This window comes from Stutzerimonas sp. (genome assembly GCF_982611455.1).
On record NZ_CEXBBO010000010.1, the window covers coordinates 98,989 to 117,078 of the forward strand.

General features: G+C 60.2%; 11 protein-coding genes. 7 read left to right on the plus strand and 4 right to left on the minus strand.

Annotated features, from left to right (window positions below; genetic code table 11):
* Positions 1–133: 133 nt before the first annotated feature.
* The 6 genes from exaC (at position 134) to ppa (ending at position 7,646) form a co-directional block, all read left to right on the plus strand.
* Positions 134–1,654, plus strand: a complete 1,521-nt coding sequence (gene exaC / locus AC2LD7_RS08640; RefSeq protein ID WP_484597349.1) for an acetaldehyde dehydrogenase ExaC — start codon at positions 134–136, stop codon at positions 1,652–1,654.
* Positions 1,655–1,912: 258 nt separating this feature from the next.
* On the plus strand, positions 1,913–3,361 hold the full coding sequence (gene eat / locus AC2LD7_RS08645; RefSeq protein ID WP_484597350.1) for an ethanolamine permease: 1,449 nt from the start codon (positions 1,913–1,915) through the stop codon (positions 3,359–3,361).
* 210 nt (positions 3,362–3,571) lie between these two features.
* On the plus strand, positions 3,572–4,966 hold the full coding sequence (locus AC2LD7_RS08650) for an ethanolamine ammonia-lyase subunit EutB (protein ID WP_484597351.1): 1,395 nt from the start codon (positions 3,572–3,574) through the stop codon (positions 4,964–4,966).
* 231 nt (positions 4,967–5,197) lie between these two features.
* Entirely contained in the window at positions 5,198–6,004 is an 807-nt protein-coding gene (gene eutC / locus AC2LD7_RS08655; RefSeq protein ID WP_484597352.1) for an ethanolamine ammonia-lyase subunit EutC, read from the plus strand.
* A gap of 161 nt (positions 6,005–6,165) precedes the next feature.
* On the plus strand, positions 6,166–6,978 hold the full coding sequence (locus tag AC2LD7_RS08660; RefSeq protein WP_484597353.1) for a M90 family metallopeptidase: 813 nt from the start codon (positions 6,166–6,168) through the stop codon (positions 6,976–6,978).
* A 140-nt stretch (positions 6,979–7,118) separates the two neighbouring features.
* Positions 7,119–7,646 (plus strand): inorganic diphosphatase, encoded by a 528-nt coding sequence (ppa, locus tag AC2LD7_RS08665; RefSeq protein WP_342407852.1) that lies wholly within the window; start codon positions 7,119–7,121, stop codon positions 7,644–7,646.
* A gap of 316 nt (positions 7,647–7,962) precedes the next feature.
* Here ppa and AC2LD7_RS08670 read toward each other — a convergent pair whose 3' ends face one another.
* The 4 genes from AC2LD7_RS08670 to hsdR all read right to left on the minus strand — a co-directional run bounded on the left by AC2LD7_RS08670 (position 7,963) and on the right by hsdR (position 15,201).
* Entirely contained in the window at positions 7,963–10,260 is a 2,298-nt protein-coding gene (locus AC2LD7_RS08670) for a restriction endonuclease subunit S (RefSeq protein ID WP_484597354.1), read from the minus strand.
* Positions 10,257–11,246: a virulence RhuM family protein/type II toxin-antitoxin system death-on-curing family toxin gene (locus AC2LD7_RS08675; RefSeq protein ID WP_484597355.1), complete on the minus strand. Its 990-nt coding sequence runs from the start codon at positions 11,244–11,246 to the stop codon at positions 10,257–10,259. The genes AC2LD7_RS08670 and AC2LD7_RS08675 overlap by 4 nt, the downstream gene beginning before the upstream one ends.
* Before the next feature lie 19 nt (positions 11,247–11,265).
* A complete protein-coding gene (locus tag AC2LD7_RS08680; protein WP_484597356.1) occupies positions 11,266–12,732 on the minus strand; it encodes a type I restriction-modification system subunit M in 1,467 nt (488 codons plus the stop codon).
* A 102-nt stretch (positions 12,733–12,834) separates the two neighbouring features.
* Positions 12,835–15,201, minus strand: a complete 2,367-nt coding sequence (gene hsdR, locus AC2LD7_RS08685; protein WP_484597357.1) for an EcoAI/FtnUII family type I restriction enzme subunit R — start codon at positions 15,199–15,201, stop codon at positions 12,835–12,837.
* A 591-nt stretch (positions 15,202–15,792) separates the two neighbouring features.
* On the opposite strand from hsdR, the gene AC2LD7_RS08690 reads away from it, so the two are divergent.
* On the plus strand, positions 15,793–18,066 hold the full coding sequence (locus AC2LD7_RS08690) for an MHYT domain-containing protein (RefSeq protein ID WP_484597358.1): 2,274 nt from the start codon (positions 15,793–15,795) through the stop codon (positions 18,064–18,066).
* The last annotated feature ends 24 nt before the right edge of the window (positions 18,067–18,090 follow it).

Here is an 18,090-nt window from a genome sequence, read left to right on the forward strand (position 1 = left end):
ATTAGCACAGCGATAGCGCCAGCAGCCCCGCCACGGACCACCACCACACGTCGCCTCGCCAACCGACGAACGGGCGTTGATCTACGCTCAACCTCAGTAGTCCCAACATAATTTCAAGACCCGGAGACCTACCATGCGTTACGCCCATCCTGGCAGCGACGGCGCTGTCGTTTCCTTCAAATCCCGTTACGGCAATTACATCGGCGGCCAGTTCGTCGAGCCGGTAAACGGCCAGTATTTCACCAATCTCTCCCCGGTTAACGGCCAGCCCATCGCCGAATTTCCGCGCTCCGATGCGGCGGATATCGAGAAGGCGCTGGACGCCGCCCATGCTGCTGCCGACGCCTGGGGCAAAACCTCCGTGCAGGCGCGCTCGTCGATCCTGCTGAAGATCGCTGACCGCATCGAACAGAACCTCGAACTACTCGCCGTCACCGAGACCTGGGACAACGGCAAGGCGGTGCGTGAAACACTCAACGCCGACATCCCGCTCGCCGCTGATCATTTCCGTTATTTCGCCGGCTGCATCCGCGCCCAGGAAGGCACTTCGGCGGAAATCGACGAACACACCGCCGCCTACCACTTTTATGAGCCGCTGGGTGTGGTCGGGCAGATCATCCCCTGGAACTTCCCGATTCTGATGGCGACCTGGAAGCTCGCTCCGGCGCTGGCCGCCGGCAACTGCGTGATATTGAAGCCGGCCGAGCAGACACCGTTGGGGATCACTGTGCTGATGGAGCTGATTGGTGACCTGCTACCACCCGGCGTGCTCAACGTGGTGCAGGGCTTCGGCAAGGAAGCTGGCGAGGCATTGGCCAGCAGCAAGCGCATCGCCAAGATCGCCTTTACCGGCTCTACCCCGGTGGGTTCGCACATCATGAGCCTGGCCGCTGGCAACATCATCCCGAGTACCGTGGAACTGGGCGGCAAGTCGCCGAACATCTACTTCGAAGACATCATGCAGGCCGAGCCGATCTTCATCGAGAAAGCTGCCGAAGGGCTGGTGCTGGGCTTCTTCAACCAGGGCGAAGTCTGCACCTGCCCATCGCGTGCGCTGGTTCAGGAGTCCATCTACGGTCCCTTCATGGAAGCGGTGATGAAGAAAGTCTCGCAGATCAAGCGTGGCGATCCGCTGGACACCGACACCATGGTCGGTGCACAGGCCAGTCAGCAACAGTTCGACAAGATCATGTCCTACCTGGACATCGCCAAGCAGGAAGGCGCCGAAGTGCTGACCGGTGGCGGCGTCGAGAAACTCGAAGGCAGCCTGGCGACCGGCTATTACATCCAGCCGACTCTGCTCAAGGGCACCAACCAGATGCGCGTGTTCCAGGAGGAAATCTTCGGCCCGGTGATCGGCGTCACCACCTTCAAGGACGAAGCTGAAGCCCTGGCCATTGCCAACGACACCGAATACGGCCTCGGCGCGGGCGTCTGGACCCGCGACATCAACCGTGCCTATCGCATGGGCCGCGCGATCAAGGCCGGGCGCGTCTGGACCAACTGCTACCACCTCTACCCCGCGCATGCGGCGTTCGGTGGTTACAAGAAATCCGGTGTCGGGCGCGAGACCCACAAGATGATTCTCGACCACTACCAGCAGACCAAGAACCTCTTGGTGAGCTACGACATCAATCCACTGGGGTTCTTCTAGCACCCACGATGCGCTGAAAAAGTGCCCGCCCGCGCCGAATGGCGTCGGGCTGGTGCGATTGTGTCTTGCTCTCGACCCGTTGCGCCCCGCAATCACCGGCCCGCCGCGAAGGCACAGCGCTTGCTATAGGGTTTGTTGACGTTTCGCCGCGGCCGGGGCAATCCGGTGATGCTATTTGAAGCAACAAAGCGGCGCGCTGCGAAACGTCAACAGACCCTAAGTTCCTGCCGTACCCGAACCCATCAGAGGATGATTCCCATGGCTCTCGAACACAGCAGTGCGACACCCCCGACCCACGCCATCGATTTCGAAGCAGTTGGCAGCACCTATTTCCAGGAACGCGAACTGAAGAAAGGCGCCGCCGGTTGGGTGCTGCTGGTCGGTCTCGGCGTCGCTTACGTGATTTCCGGCGACTACGCCGGCTGGAACTTTGGCCTCGCCCAGGGCGGCTGGGGCGGACTGTTCATCGCCACGCTACTGATGGCGACCATGTACCTGTGCATGTGCTTTTCGCTCGCCGAACTGTCCTCCATGATTCCCACCGCAGGCGGCGGCTATGGTTTTGCCCGTAGCGCCTTCGGCCCGCTGGGCGGGTTTCTCACCGGCACGGCGATCCTCATCGAATACGCCATCGCGCCGGCGGCCATCGCCGTGTTCATCGGCGCCTATTGCGAGTCGCTGTTCGGCATCGGCGGCTGGGCGATTTACCTCGCGTTCTACATCATCTTCATCGGCATCCACATCTTCGGCGTTGGCGAGGCGCTGAAGCTGATGTTCGTCATCACTGCGATCGCCGCGCTGGCGCTGGGCGTGTTTATCGTGGCGATGGTGCCGCACTTTTCGGTCGACAAACTGCTGGACATCGCACCGACCACCGCTGCTGGCGCCAGCAGCTTTCTTCCCTACGGTTACGTTGGCATCTGGGCGGCGATTCCCTATGCGATCTGGTTCTTCCTCGCGGTGGAAGGCGTACCGCTGGCGGCCGAGGAAACCAAGAACCCGCAGCGCGACATGCCGCGCGGGCTGATCGGCGCCATGCTCATTCTGGCCGCCTTCGCTGGGCTGATCCTACTGGTCGGCCCCGGTGGCGCGGGTTCCAGCACCATGGTCGAATCCGGCAACCCGCTGGTCGAGGCGCTGACCACCGCCTACGGGTCGTCGACCTGGATGAGCGGTTTCGTCAACCTCGTCGGTCTGGCCGGCTTGATCGCCAGTTTCTTCTCGATCATCTATGCCTACTCGCGTCAGATCTTTGCGCTGTCCCGTGCCGGCTACCTGCCACGCAAGCTGTCGCTGACCAATAAGAACAAGGCGCCGGTCATGGCGCTGGTGGTGCCGGGCATCGTTGGCTTCGTGCTGTCGCTGACCGGCCAAGGCGACCTGCTGATTCTAGTGGCGGTGTTCGGCGCGACCATTTCCTATGTGTTGATGATGGCGTCCCACATCGCCCTCCGCCTGCGCCGCCCAGAGATGCATCGCCCCTACAAAACACCCGGCGGCATCGTCACGTCCGGCGTTGCATTGGTGCTGGCGTGCATCGCAGTCGTCGCCGGTTTTCTGGTGGATCCGCGCGTGGTAATCGCCGCAGCGGTCATCTACGGCATCTTCATCGCCTATTTCGCCATGTATAGCCGCCACCATCTGGTCGCCGGCACACCGGAAGAAGAGTTCGCGGCGATCGAGAACGCTGAAGCATCGCTTAATTAGCAAGCTACGGACCTAGTAGGGTGGGCCGGGCGGCGCTCCGTTTCAGCCCACCGAACCGTGCACTTTGTTGGTGGGCTGAAGCGGAACGCCGCCCGGCCCACCCTACGAAGACCGAAGCGCGAGCGTCGAAAGTCAGGACGCCGGCAAAGCGGACCGAGCTCACAACCGAGGCCGCTGTTAACGCAGCAATACCGACGCGGGAGACGGATCATGGCGGGATACACCCACAGCGTAGGCGGCACCACTTGGCGCTTCGACAGCCTGCGCGAGGTGATGGCCAAAGCCAGTCCGGCGCGCTCTGGCGACTTTCTCGCCGAAGTCGCGGCGGGCAGCGATGCCGAGCGCGTCGCCGCGCAGATGTGCCTGGCGCAGATCCCGCTCAAGCGCTTTCTCGACGAAGCGCTGATCCCTTACGAAACCGATGAAGTCACCCGCCTGATCATCGACAGCCACGACGCAGCAGCCTTCGCCTCGGTTAGTCACCTGACCGTCGGCGATTTCCGCAACTGGCTACTAGGTGACGGCGCCGACGAAGCCGCGCTGAAAGCTTTATCACCTGGCCTGACGCCGGAAATGGTCGCCGCCGTCTCGAAGATCATGCGCGTGCAGGACCTGATTCTGGTGGCGCAGAAAATCCGCGTGGTCAGCCGATTCCGCAACACCATCGGCCTGCGCGGGCGCATGTCCACCCGTCTGCAACCCAATCATCCGACCGACGAAGCCGCCGGTATCGCCGCGAGCATCGTCGACGGCTTGCTCTACGGCAATGGCGACGCGGTGATCGGCATCAACCCGGCCACCGATAGCACGGCCGGCATCTGCGAGCTGCTGAAGATGCTCGACGCCATCATCCAGCGCTACGAGATCCCGACCCAGGGTTGCATCCTCACTCACGTCACCACCTCCATCGAGGCGATCAACCGCGGCGCACCGCTGGACCTGGTGTTCCAGTCCATCGCTGGCACCGAGGCGGCCAACAGCAGTTTCGGCATCAACCTCGCCGTGCTGCAGGAAGGCTACGAAGCGGGCCTGTCGCAGAAGCGCGGCACGGTCGGCGACAACCTGATGTACTTCGAAACCGGCCAGGGCAGCGCCCTGTCGGCCAACGCGCACCATGGCGTCGATCAGCAGACCTGCGAAGCGCGCGCCTACGCCGTGGCTCGCAAATTCAAGCCGCTGCTGGTCAATACCGTGGTCGGCTTCATCGGCCCGGAATACCTCTACAACGGTAAGCAGATCATTCGCGCCGGGCTGGAAGATCACTTCTGCGCCAAGCTGCTCGGCGTGCCCATGGGCTGCGACATCTGCTACACCAACCACGCCGAAGCCGATCAGGATGACATGGACGTGTTACTGACCCTGCTCGGCACCGCCGGCATCAACTTCATCATGGGCATCCCCGGCTCCGACGACGTAATGCTCAACTACCAGACCACTTCCTTTCATGACGCGCTTTACCTGCGCCAGCTGCTCGGTCTGAAGCCAGCACCGGAGTTCGAAGAGTGGCTCATGAAAATGCAGATCCTGCAGCAAGACGGCGGCCGGCTGCGCATGGGCGAACAGCTCCCGCCGGCGTTCCGCCAGGCGTTGGAGCGAATGGCGTGACGAGCGGGCACACGGCGGAAAATCGCTGCGCCGGGCAGCTTTTCGTAGGATGGAATCGCCGGAGGCGCTTCCATCGTTTACCGCGAAGGAGTTACTGCTATCGCTACGCACCGTATACGCACCCACCCACTCAAACGTCGGATTACGCCTTCGGCTAATCCAAGCTACACACACCATAGCTTCCGCACGACGACCATTGATCTTTGTATTTGAACGACAGCCGAGGTAGCCATGCCCGACCGCTCGCCAATCGTTACCAACCCCTGGGCCCACCTGCGCCAGCTCACCCCCGCCCGCATCGCCCTGGGCCGCGCGGGCACCAGCCTGCCAACCGACGCCCAACTGGACTTCCAATTTGCCCATGCCCAGGCGCGCGACGCCGTGCACCTCATCCTCGATACCGGGGACCTCGCCGCACAACTCGAACAACGCGGTCACCGCTGCCTGCAACTGCACAGTGCTGCCCCGAATCGGAACACTTACCTGCAACGCCCCGACCTCGGTCGACGGTTGAACGAAGAATCAGCCGGACTGCTGAGCGACCACGCACAACAGCACAAAGCGGGCTACGACCTGGCCATCGTCATCGCTGATGGCCTGTCCGCACTTGCCGTGCAACGTCACGCCCTGCCGCTGTTCCAGCGCATCGAGGAGCAGATCGAAAAGGACGGCTGGAGCCTCGCGCCAATCAGCCTGGTGCAGCAGAGCCGCGTCGCGCTTGGCGACGAAGTTGGCGAACGGCTCAAGGCGAAAATGGTGGTGATGCTGCTCGGCGAACGCCCCGGCCTAAGCTCGCCGGATAGTCTGGGGCTGTATTTCACCTACGACCCGAAAGTCGGCCGCACCGACGCCGACCGCAATTGCATTTCCAACATTCGCCTGGAAGGCCTGAGCTACAACCTCGCCGCGCACCGCTTGATCCATCTGATGCGCGAGGCCAGTCGACGTCAGCTCTCGGGCGTCAAGCTGAAAGACGAAGCGGAGGTACTCAGCCTGGATGGCGGCACGCCGAAAGCTGGAAACTTTCTGCTCGGTTGAGCCGCGAGCGCTCCCAACAGAAGCCTGCCGGCAGGCGAGCCGCGCAATGTGCGCTTTAGCCAGTCCACTTCAGCAGCGTGACGCCTTATGTTACGGCCCGACCGCTTGCTGACTTCCGGCGCCCCGCTTAAGGTTGTCGGCCCCAGGATGGAACCCTTCCCATGTGGTCATTTCGCGATTGGCGTCGCAAGCGCACCCTCGCCCGTCTCGCCATCGAGCCCGCTCTCTGGCAAAGCGTTCTAAATGGCCTGCCGATCCTCGACGGCCTGAGCCTTGAGGAAACCGAACGCCTTCGTGACCGCAGCCTGTTATTCCTACACGCCAAGCGACTGACCGCCCTGCCCGGCGTCGAACTGCAACTGGCGGATCGTCTGCGGCTGGCCGCGCAAGCTCAGCTGCTGTTGCTGCATCTGGCCGATCTGGACTGGTATCAGGGCTTCCACGAAATCGTCATTTACCCGGATGACTTCCACAGCCCGCAAAAGCACCGCGACTCGGCGGGTGTAGTGCATGAATGGGACGGCGAACACAGCGGCGAAGCCTGGCTGCAGGGTCCGGTGATCCTGGCCTGGCCAGGCGTACAGGAAAGTGGCGACTGGGAAGGCTACAACCTGGTGATTCATGAGCTTGCGCACAAGCTCGACATGCTCAACGGTGACGCCAATGGCTTGCCGCCGTTGCACCGAAACATGCGCATCGACACGTGGGCGCGGGTGATGCAAACCGCCTACGACTCGCTCAACGCGACGTTGGATGCCAACCCCGATGCCCACACAGCCATCGATCCCTATGCCGCCGAGAACCCGGCCGAGTTCTTTGCCGTCACCAGCGAGTATTTCTTCAGCGCGCCCGACGTGCTGCACGAGACCTATCCGGAGATTTACCAGCAACTTGCGACCTTCTATCGCCAGGATCCGTTGACGCGCTTGCAGCAGTTGCAGCACAGCCATCCGCAATACGTGGAACCTCATTGACTTCGGATCGTCGAATACGCGCAACACCCCGCCAGCAGCGGTCCGCCACCGCTGGCATGGCAAAACGCCCGACACTGCGCCTATAATCGCGCCCACTTTTTTCGCCCCAGGCCGCCTCGGCCGACCACGGAGCAATGTCAATGAGCTACAGCAAAGTCCCGGCCGGCAAAGACCTGCCAAACGATATCTACGTCGCCATCGAAATCCCGGCCAACCACGCGCCGATCAAATACGAAATCGATCACGACACCGACTGCCTGTTCGTCGACCGTTTTATGGCCACGCCGATGTTCTACCCGGCCAACTACGGCTTCATCCCGCATACCCTGGCTGATGATGGCGACCCGCTCGACGTGCTGGTCGTGACCCCTTACCCGGTTGCCCCAGGCTCCGTCATCCGCTGCCGCCCGGTCGGCGTGCTGAACATGACCGACGAAGCCGGCGGCGACGCCAAGCTGATCGCCGTCCCGCACGACAAGCTGACCCAGCTGTACAAGGACATCAAGGAATACACCGACCTGCCGCCGCTGCTGATCGAGCAGATCAAGCACTTCTTCGAAAACTACAAGGATTTGGAGAAGGGCAAGTGGGTCAAGGTAGAAGGCTGGGAAGGCGCCGACGCCGCCCGCGCCGCCATCATCAAAGCTGCCGAGGCTTATCAGAAGTAAGCCGAAGCACTGAAGAAAAGCCGGCCACAAGCCGGCTTTTTTATGCCTGGCGTTTTTGCCCGACCTCGCCAATCCTCAATTCCATGCGGCTTACAACCAATACCGCTATCAAATGCGTCATTCCCGAAGCGGCTGTCATTGCTCGTCGAACAATAAGCAACGCTTTATCGCAGCAGCTATATGCCTGACATTGTCGAAGCTGTGAATCGTCCATGTCAGGGAGTTTCCGGATCAAAATCGCTGCGGATGACAGCGCTCGCTGCGTGGAAGCCCGGTTCTATTGGTTTGCTTCCCAGGCTATCAGCACCGGCACTTTTTATTCGAAACCCGGCAAGGTGAGCGTGCCACCGATGGTGCGCTTCCCGAAACCGCTCGGCGTCAGAAGGCTGTGCTTCTTCATCTCGGCGAGCACTGCCAGCCATTCGGCCCTGGTGAAGCGCAGCTTGGCATCGTTCCAGCGGTGCATGACCTCAGCCACGATAGCTTCATCGGTAACCGGGTGGCCTTCGAGGATAAAGTCGTTCCAGGCAGCGTAGAGGGTCACGGTCATTTCGCAGCGATCTGTATCCCAGCCCCGCATCAGCGCGATGACCTGCTCGATAGTGGCGCGCTCGGCGGCTGACCAAGTGCTTTCATACGCCTGCCGATGCTGGCCTGCTTTTGCAAGCGGCCGATAGGCATGACCAACGGTGTCGCGCTCGATGCGCTCATACCACTGCTGCGCATGCATTCCGCCCTCAGCCTGATCCATCAGTTGACGATCATGCGGACCGGCCACGTTGCGCAGATAGCTGCCTTGGATCGCGCCGAGTTTGGCCGTGTGTTCGGCGAGGTAAATGACTTTCTGCAGCTTGCGCTGACCGAAGGTGCGCTGGCCATGCAGCTGATGGGTGATTTCAGCGGCGAGCAAGGTGATAGCGACTTTGCGATTTGAAGTATTTGGAATCTGCCGGCTATCGTCGGCCACGGCCTGCTCGACCAGCGCGGTAGCCAGCTGTTCGTTAATCTGACGAGCCTGGGTCAGGCGGGCTTTTAGTTGATCGCAGATAGCCATGAGCTGATTGAGCTTGGTGACAATGCGGTATTGCTCGGCCTCAGGCGGCAATAACAATGGAATCCCATTCATCTTGGCCTGATTCATTTTTGGCTGAGCCGTACCAGTGACATAAGGTTTCAAATCGATGGAATTTAAATAAAGGCAAACGTATAAAAGCAGAGACTCGCTAAGCCCATCCAGAACATGAGCGTGATTATTTACCCAGTACTTACCCCGTGCCATAAACGCAATGGGAGTGCTGCGATTAATTAGATTTGCACCGTCCTCGCCCACGAGCAGGAGCGGCTTATCAAATAGATAATTATCAATTTTGTCGATAACACCGGACGCACCATAGTAATCGTATGCTTTAGCACGCCCTTCCCGCTCGGCCCGTGACACAGGAACTCTCTCTCCATCCCGGCAGACTGTTACTTCGCCAATGGTTGAGAGGGTCCAGCCTTCAGGCATGTTAATTTCCGCATCATGGCTATTGATCATCTCTTTTGCCTGTCGCCGGTGGTTCTGGGCGGCCAACCTTGCCTTCTCTTCCGCAATGCGTTTAAGCAGCTCACTGGCCGGCTTATCATTGGGATCTTGCGGCACCAGCTTGCCCATCACGGCCAGCTGCAGCAGGGTTTGTTTGAAAGCGCTAATGCTGGATTCGGTGGTGAATAATGTGTGGAAGTGCTCGGCCAGACGCTGCCAGCTGGCGGAGAAGTCCTTGGCATCGGCGGCCTGAGTCAGGCTGCCCAGCAGCGCCTGCACCAGCTGGGCGTGGGCGCTTTCGGCGCCGATCTGCTGGGCTTCCAGACGGTCGCACAGGGCCATCAGCTCATCGACTTTGGCGACGATGCGGTTTTGCTCGGCGACCGGCGGTATAGAGAGCATAAGCTGAGTTGATTGGCTTAAGTACAAGCACGGCTGTGCGCTCTGCTTCACTCCCATCCAGATAGATCGCTGAACTCCCGGTGACTTTAGAGCTAGTGCTAAATAATCAGCGCTAGCTACCAAGGGTTTAATGAGCGTAACGCTTCGAACAATCACCATTTCTTTATTTGTCGGAATAACAGTGAGCCTCCCAAGAGTCGCGCCAACCGACACCATCATGATGTCGCCCTGCTCGGGGTGGCATCGTTCCCAACACTTCTCTGCTACAGAGCGCTCCACGAAATCAGTCGCCGCATAGTCCATGTATCCATCACGGACATTCTTTGCTGTGACTAGCGGAATTTTGGACTTATCTGCCGTCCGTGGAGGAGTTAGGTGTTCACCGTCAGTAACTTGCTTTGAAATGTCGCCAAGGCGAGCCCACTCCCATCCAACTGGCAGCTCAAATGGTTTTCCCTCGGCCGAAATATCCGCCAATTGCTTCTGCTTCTTGATCTTCCCCTCTGCCACCAACCGCGCCTTCTCTTTGGCAATCCGCTTAAGCAACTCACTGGCCGGTTCATCACTGACATCTTGCGGCACCAACTTGCCACGCACCGCCAATTCCAGAATCAGCTCGCGCAGCTTTTTGATGCCATTGGGCGCACCGGCCAGCAGCGGCAGGTTATCGGTCAGCAGAGCGGTCATGGGCGATTTTCCGGAGCAAGCATGTTCATGATCAGGCGGATCAGGGTGTCTTTCTGTGCGGGGGCGGATTCGGCGACCAGGAGGGTCAGCGCTGCAAGGCCGGTGTCGTTGATTACGGCGTTGCCCTCGGCATCGAGCAGGCGGCCGTTGCGGTGCAGGAAGTCGACGAAGAGGTAGGCGCCACTGCGTTTGTTGCCGTCGGCGAAGGGGTGGTTCTTGACCACGAAGTACAGCAGGTGCGCGGCTTTGCTTTCCAGGCTCGGATAGGCCGGCTCGCCGAAGACGCTTTGCTCGAGGTTGCCGAGCAGCGCAGCCAGGCCATCACCACGTTCCCGGGCGAACAGGTCGCTGGCTTCGCCACGGGCCATCAATTGCGCTTTGAGCTCGGCCAGTTGCCGGCGCGCCTGGGTTGCGTCGGGCAACTCACCACCGGGGCTACCCATGGGCTCGGTAAGCAGGCCTTCGTCGTAGCGTTGCAGCCAGAGGAATGTCTGTGTATAGCGGCTGACGATTTCCACCAGGCCGCGCCCACCGTCTTCGCCTAATTCTGGCGTGCGGGCGGCCTTGCGCACCAGTTCCAATGCCGCTTCCAGCTCGCGGGCGTTGGCCTCGAAGCGTTCGCGGTTGAGGGTATAGCCGTGCGTGAGATGCTGCTTGAGCAGCGCAGTGGCCCATTGGCGAAATTGCACCCCACGCCGAGAATTCACCCGGTAGGCCACGGAAATGATGGCGTCCAGGTTGTAGTGCTTGAGCGTGCGCTGGACCTGTCGTTTGCCTTCGGTGCGAACTGCTAAGAAATCCTTAGTAGTTGCCGAAGAGTCCAACTCGGCATCGCGATAGATATTGCGCAGGTGCATCAGTATGTTTTCCGGCGTCGAGCCGAGCAGCTCGGCCAGCTGCCGCTGGGTCAGCCAGACCGTTTCCTGTGCCAGTGTGACGCTGATGCCGCCGTTGTCACTTTCGTAGATAGCGATCTCATTGCTCATCGTCGTCTTCCCTGAGTGTTCATGGCCGCTCCAGCGCCTCGGACAGCACGGCTTTGAGCTGATCACGCAACTCGCTGATCTCGCCTTGCAGCCGGGCGTAGTCGCGCAGCAGCTGGTCCGGGTCGTGGCTGATCTGCTCGCCGACATGGGGGTTCTTGCAGTCGAGGTTCCAGTTGCGGGCTTTCAGCTCATCCAGGCCGACTTTCCAGGCAAATTCGTTCTCCACCCGTGCGGCGAAGCCATCGGCCTCGCTGCCCCACCAGCCCTCTTCCACGGCGAATTCTTCGATGCGCATGGGGCGCGTCTTGGAGTAGTTTTTCACGCCGGCTGGATACTGGTGCTCGTAGAACCATACCTGTTTGGTCGGTGTGCCTTTGGTGAAGAACAGCAGGTTGGTCTTGATGCCGGTGTAAGGGTTGAACACGCCGTTGGGTAGGCGAACGACAGTGTGCAGGTTGCACTCGGTGAGCAGCTTTTCCTTGATGCGGCTCTTGATGCCTTCGCCGAACAGGAAGCCGTCGGGCAACACCACCGCAGCGCGGCCGCCGTCTTTCAGCAAATGCATGATCAGCACGAGGAACAGGTCTGCAGTTTCCCGAGTGCGGAAGGCAGCCGGAAAGTTGTTTTCGATGCCGTCTTCTTCCATGCCGCCGAACGGCGGGTTGGCGACGATGCAGTCGACCCGCTCCTTCGGCCCCCAGCTGATCAGCGGGCGGGCCAGGGTGTTGTCATGGCGGATTTGGTTCGGCACTTCAATGCCGTGGAGGATCATGTTGGTGGTGGCCAGCAGATGCGGCAGCGGCTTCTTCTCCACGCCGTGGATGCTGGCCTGCAGTACCCGTTCGTCCTCGGCGGTTTTTACATAGCGGCTGCGTTTGTGCTCGATGGTGCAGGTGAGAAAGCCGCCCGTGCCGCAGGCCGGGTCCATGACCTTCTCGTCCAGCTTGGGATCAACCATGCGCACCATGAATTCGGTGACCGGGCGCGGAGTGTAGAACTCACCCGCGTTGCCGGCGTTCTGCAGGTCGCGCAGCAGTTGTTCGTAGAGGTTGCCGAACTCATGGCGTTCCTGCGCCTTGTTGAAGTCCACGCCCTGCTGGATCTTGTTGATCACCTGGCGCAGCAGCTGGCCGGACTTCATATAGTTGTAAGCGTCTTCGAACACGCTGCGCACCACAAAGGCGGCTGGCGTGTTGCTGTACTCGTGCAGGTTCTGCAGTTGCGGGAACAGGTTGTTGTCGATGAAATTTTTCAGCGCATCGCCGGTCATGCCTTCCGGGTCGGCAGCCCAGGTGCGCCAGCGGCAGCTTTCAGGAATGGGAGACTTGTAGTTGTCGTCCATCAGCTCCCATTCCAGCTCGCGATCATCGAAGATCTTGAGGAACAGCAGCCAGACCAGCTGGCCGATGCGCTGGGCGTCGCCGTCGACACCCACGTCTTTGCGCATGATGTCCTGGATGGATTTGATGGTGGAGCTGATGGACATAACGAGTTCTCGGCGGGGTACGACAAAACGGGGGGATTGTAAGCGGTTGAGTGGCTGCGGTGGATAAGGCTGCGCCGTTGTCCACCCTACGGCAAAGCAGCGCTAGCCAGTGTAGAGCTCGTCTTCAAGCTCATGGACGGCTTGGTTGTAGCCGGCCTTGCCGCCAAATGCCTTGATCAGTTCGATGGGCGCGCCGATCTGGTTGAACGGATCGAGCTGGAGGATCTTGATGTCCTCGATATGCTCGACGCCGGTGTCGGCGTATTTATCCAGCAACGCTTCCAGCACCTGTCGGGCCGCACCGGAGTATTTGGCGAAGTAGTTGCGCTTTTTCACCTGCTCGGCACGCTCGCGGCGTGACAGGGCGGGCTGATCGAAGGCCACGTGGCAGATCAGGTCGAACGGGTCCAGCAGCTTGCCCTGCTTCTTTTCCACCTCTTCGGCCAGCGCTTCCCACATCACTCCTTGAGCAGCCAGTTCATCAATGATCGCCCTCTTCTGCTCGGCATCGGTCCAGCGCCGGAGGAAGTCATCCAGTGAAGCGAATTGCTTGTGCACGCATGTGCGGGTGTAGTCGTTCAATGATTCGGTGATCAGTCGGCCGTCCGGGCCGTAGTACTGCACGCGCTCGGCGATGACGTAGATCGGGAGGTTGTCGATGACGTATTTGATGCGTTTCTTGCCCTCACCCGGATCTTGGATTTCGTCACCTTCGGGCAGCCAATCGCCACCGTCAATGATGCCGTCCTCATCGGTCAGGGGATCATCCGGCGGCACGGGTGAGTCATCACCCTCCGGACTGTAGATCACCACCGGATCGCCATCGAACCCAGGATCGGCAAACAGCTCGGTGGCCTTCTTGAAGTCCATGATGGTGAACCAGTATTTGCCGAAATCCTCGTTGATGCGGGTGCCGCGGCCAATGATCTGCTTGAATTCGGTCATCGACTTGATGTGCTGGTCGAGCACGATCAGCTTGCAGGTCTGGGCATCGACACCGGTCGTCATCAGCTTGCTGGTGGTGGCGATGACCGGGTAGCGCGCCTCCGGGTCGATAAAGTTGTCCAGCTCGGCCTTGCCTTCCTGATCGTCCCCGGTGATGCGCATGACGTACTTGCGGTTTTCCGCCACGCGCTCGGGATTGAGGTTGACCAGCGCCTGGCGCATACGCTCGGCGTGGTTGATGTCATCGCAGAAGACGATGGTCTTCTGGAACGGATCGGTGGCCTTGAGGAATTCGGTCACCTTTTGCGCCACCAGTTGGGTACGCGCTTCGATGACCAGGGTGCGGTCCATGTCCTTGAGGTTGTAGATGCGGTCTTCGATCAGCTCGCCGTTCTTGTCGAGCATACCCTTGGGCGGGCGCCAGCCTTGCAGGTCCTTGTCGAAGTCGATGCGCACCACTTTGTACGGTGCGAGAAAGCCGTCTTCGATGCCCTGCTTGAGCGTATAGCTGTACACCGGCTCACCGAAGTAGGTGATGCTGGACACCTCTTTGGTTTCCTTCGGCGTGGCAGTTAGGCCGATGTGGGTAGCACCCGAGAAATAATCGAGAATTTCGCGCCAGGCTGAGTCCTCGGCGGCGCTGCCACGATGGCATTCGTCGATGACGATCAGGTCGAAGAAATCGCGAGAGAACTGCTTGTAGATGTTCTGTTCTTCCTCGGCGCCCGTCACCGCCTGGTAGAGCGACAGGTAGATTTCGTAGGAGGTGTCGATCTGCCGCTTGGCGATCTTCGTCATCGCCGCGCCGAAGGGCTTGAAGTCGTTGTTCTTGGTCTGGTCAACGAGGATGTTGCGGTCGGCCAGAAAGAGGATGCGTTTCTTCTGCTTCGACTTCCACAGCCGCCAGATGATCTGAAAGGCGGTGTAGGTCTTGCCGGTGCCGGTGGCCATGACCAGGAGGATGCGATCCTGCCCTCGAGCGACAGCTTCAACGGTGCGGTTGATGGCATTGGTCTGGTAGTAGCGCGGCATGCGGCCTGAGCCGTCGTCGTAGTACGGCGCCTCGGCTCTCCGCCTGGCATCGCCTTCCAGGCCCTTCCAGCGGCAGTAGCGTTGCCAGAGTTCGGCGGGACTGGGGAACTGTTCGAGGCTCAGCTCCGTTTCGATCTGATCCCCCGTGCCACTGCGATCGTGAAACAGGAAGCCATCGCCGTTGCTGGAGAACACGAACGGTACGTCCAGCGCCTCCGCGTAGCCAAGAGCCTGCTGCATGCCCGAGCCAAGGGAGTGCTTGTTGTCCTTCGCTTCGATCACGGCGATCGGCAGGCTCGGCTGGTGGTAAAGAATGTAATCCGCTCGACGCGACTCGCCGCGGCTGTGCAACTTGCCGCGCACGATGATGCGTCCTTTGGTGAAGCTGACTTCTTCACGGACCTGCTTGTGGATATCCCAACCCGCGATGACAATTGCCGGCGTGATGAATTTGCTGCAGATATCCCGCTCGGATAAAGACTTCTTGTCCATGCGTCAGTCCCAAAAACGATACCAATACGGAAGCCGTAGCAGAGGCAATACGTGCCCGAGCCAAACAGTAGGAAAAATCGGTTAAGCGTTGCATGAAAGAGCGCGCTTAAGGCCATCCTTGATGTGCAACACCGCCTAAGTGCGCAATGACCATAATATCTTTGTGCCATCGCCGGTTAAAGCCATAGCCCGTACCGTCCGCTAAACGGACCGATCCAGCTCCCGTCTTTGAACAATGATCGCCCCAGGTTCTTCCATCATATGGTTATGATTCACACCAAGATAGCTAACGAAGGCCGCACGATCGCTTTGCATTCATCCAAACTAAGCGTGGCAGCGCCCTCTTCACCAACGCCTTTTAAGCTTCGACAACCGATCTGAATACGATGGCCTGTCAACGCGATTCCTTCAAAAACAGCTTCCGGTCAGCTGGCACGTTCACCGCGCCTAACAGATCGTCGTGAAAACCGCCGTATGAACTCATGCCCCAGCAGCCGCCGATCGAACCGGTAGACCAGGAACCTGGCACTCATGGACGACTCGTGCAATACATAAAGGGCGACAGCCTCGAATGTCTGAATGGATCTTACGATGCCTACCACTTACAACACCGCACTGGTGAGCCTGTCCATCCTGATTGCCATTGCCGGCTCCTTCACGGCGCTTGATCTAGCCAGCCGCGCGCGCGCTTCGGTGGGCTGGATGCGAGATGCTTGGCTGTGCGCCGCGGCCGTATGCATGGGCGGCAGCATCTGGTCGATGCACTTCGTCGGGATGCTCGCGTTCGGCATGCCCGGCATGGAGATTCAATACGATCTGACGCTTACCCTCTGGTCCCTGGTCGTGCCGATTGTGGTGACGGCGATCAGCTTTTTCGCAGTCGGCACTCACGGGCTGGACCGCAGGACGCTCGGGATCGGCGGGCTGTTCATGGGCCTCGGGATTGGCGCGATGCACTACGTGGGCATGGCCGCCATGACGATGCATGCCGAACTGTCCTATGACCCGCTGTGGGTCACCATCTCGTTCATTATCGCGATCGGTGCGGCCACCGTGGCGCTCTGGCTCTCCGCGCAGGGACGACGATTGTTGTTGCAGGCCGTTTCTGCCGTAGCGATGGGCTTTGCCGTGGCGGGCATGCATTACTCGGCCATGGCAGGTGCGCGCTTCACGCCGATGGACGATGCGATGCCCGCGGCCCACGGCAGCGGCCTGGATCTGTTGACGCTGGCGCTCTCGGTCGCCGGTTCGACCTTCATCGTGCTGTTCTTCGGCCTTGCCGCTTCGATGCATGACCGCCGCATGGCGATAATCAGCGAGCGAGAAGCGGCGGCATTGCGCCAGAGCGAAGAGCGCTTTCGCGAGCTGTATAGCAAGACGCCGTTGCCGCTGCATTCGCTGGACGAAGAAGGCCGACTGGAATCGGTCAGCGATGCCTGGCTCGTGTTGATGGGCCATCGCCGAGAGGACGTAATCGGCCGGCCGTTGATCAACTTCATGACCGAAAACTCCGCACGCCAGATGCTCAGCCAGGATTGGCCGGTGTTGCTGGAAACCGGAGAATGCCTCAACGCCGAGTATCGTTTGGTGGCCAGGGCTGGCGTGTTCATCGATGTGCTGGCTTCCACGCGTCTCGAGCAGACGGCCCGCGGCGCGCTGATCATCGGCGGCCTGGTGAATATCACTGAACGCCGACATGTCGAGGCGGCCCTCCACCAGGCGCAGAAAATGGAAGCGATCGGCAAGCTTACCGGCGGCATCGCTCATGACTTCAACAACCTGCTCGCTGTGGTAGGTGGAAATCTTGAACTGCTCCGCAAGCGGCTGCCGAACGACACGGGTCGTGCCGGCATCCTGATCGAGAACGCACTGTTGGCCACACAGCGTGGTTCAAGCCTCGTCCAGCGCATGTTGGCCTTCGCCCGCAGGCAGGAGCTGAAACCTACTTCCGTTGAGTTATCAGATGTGGTGTCGAACATCCGGGAGCTGCTGCAACGCTCGATCGAGGCCAATATAGCTATCGAAACGCGCTTTCCCCTAAGCCTGCCGCCTGCCTACGTCGACGCGAATCAGCTCGAAATGGTGCTGATTAACTTGGTAGTCAACGCACGAGACGCCATGCCGGCAGGCGGCACGATCTGCATCGAAGGCCAGATGCGCGCCTTCAGCCCGTCGGCGGAACACCCGACGCAGGAGTTCGTCGCTTTGATCGTGCGCGACGACGGCACTGGCATGAGCCAGGAGACACTCGCCCGGGCAACCGAGCCCTTTTTCACCACCAAAGGACCAGGCAAAGGCACGGGTCTGGGCCTTTCAATGGCTCACGGTCTCGCCGAGCAATCAGGGGGCCGGCTGGTGATCGAGAGCAATCCAAGCAATGGAACGACCGTCGAGCTTTGGCTACCGCTGGGCATCCCCACTACAGTGACCGCGCCGACACCAGCGGTCGCAAACGAGCCCATCGTGACATCCGTACCCGCGTTGTCGATTCTCGTGGTGGATGATGATCCACTCGTGCTGGCCAATACCTCCGAGCTGCTCGAGGACCTGGGCCATCGAGTCACCGCGGTCGACGGTGGCGAGGCCGCCCTCAATGTCCTATGCCAGCGAGGGGCTTTCGATATCCTGATCACCGATCAGATGATGCCTGGCATGACCGGAACCCAGCTGGCCAAAATCGTCAAAGCTGAAAGGCCCAACCTGCCAGTCCTGTTGGTCAGCGGCTATGCGGAACTGTCCGAAGAAGGCCGCCCGCTGCACACGTTGGCCAAGCCGTTCACGCAACACACACTCAGCGTAGCGATCAGCGACACGCTCGGGCGCCCAAAATCAGCTGTGGTGGTGCCGCTGCACAACCGTCAGTGAACGCCCACTCGGCAATAACAATGA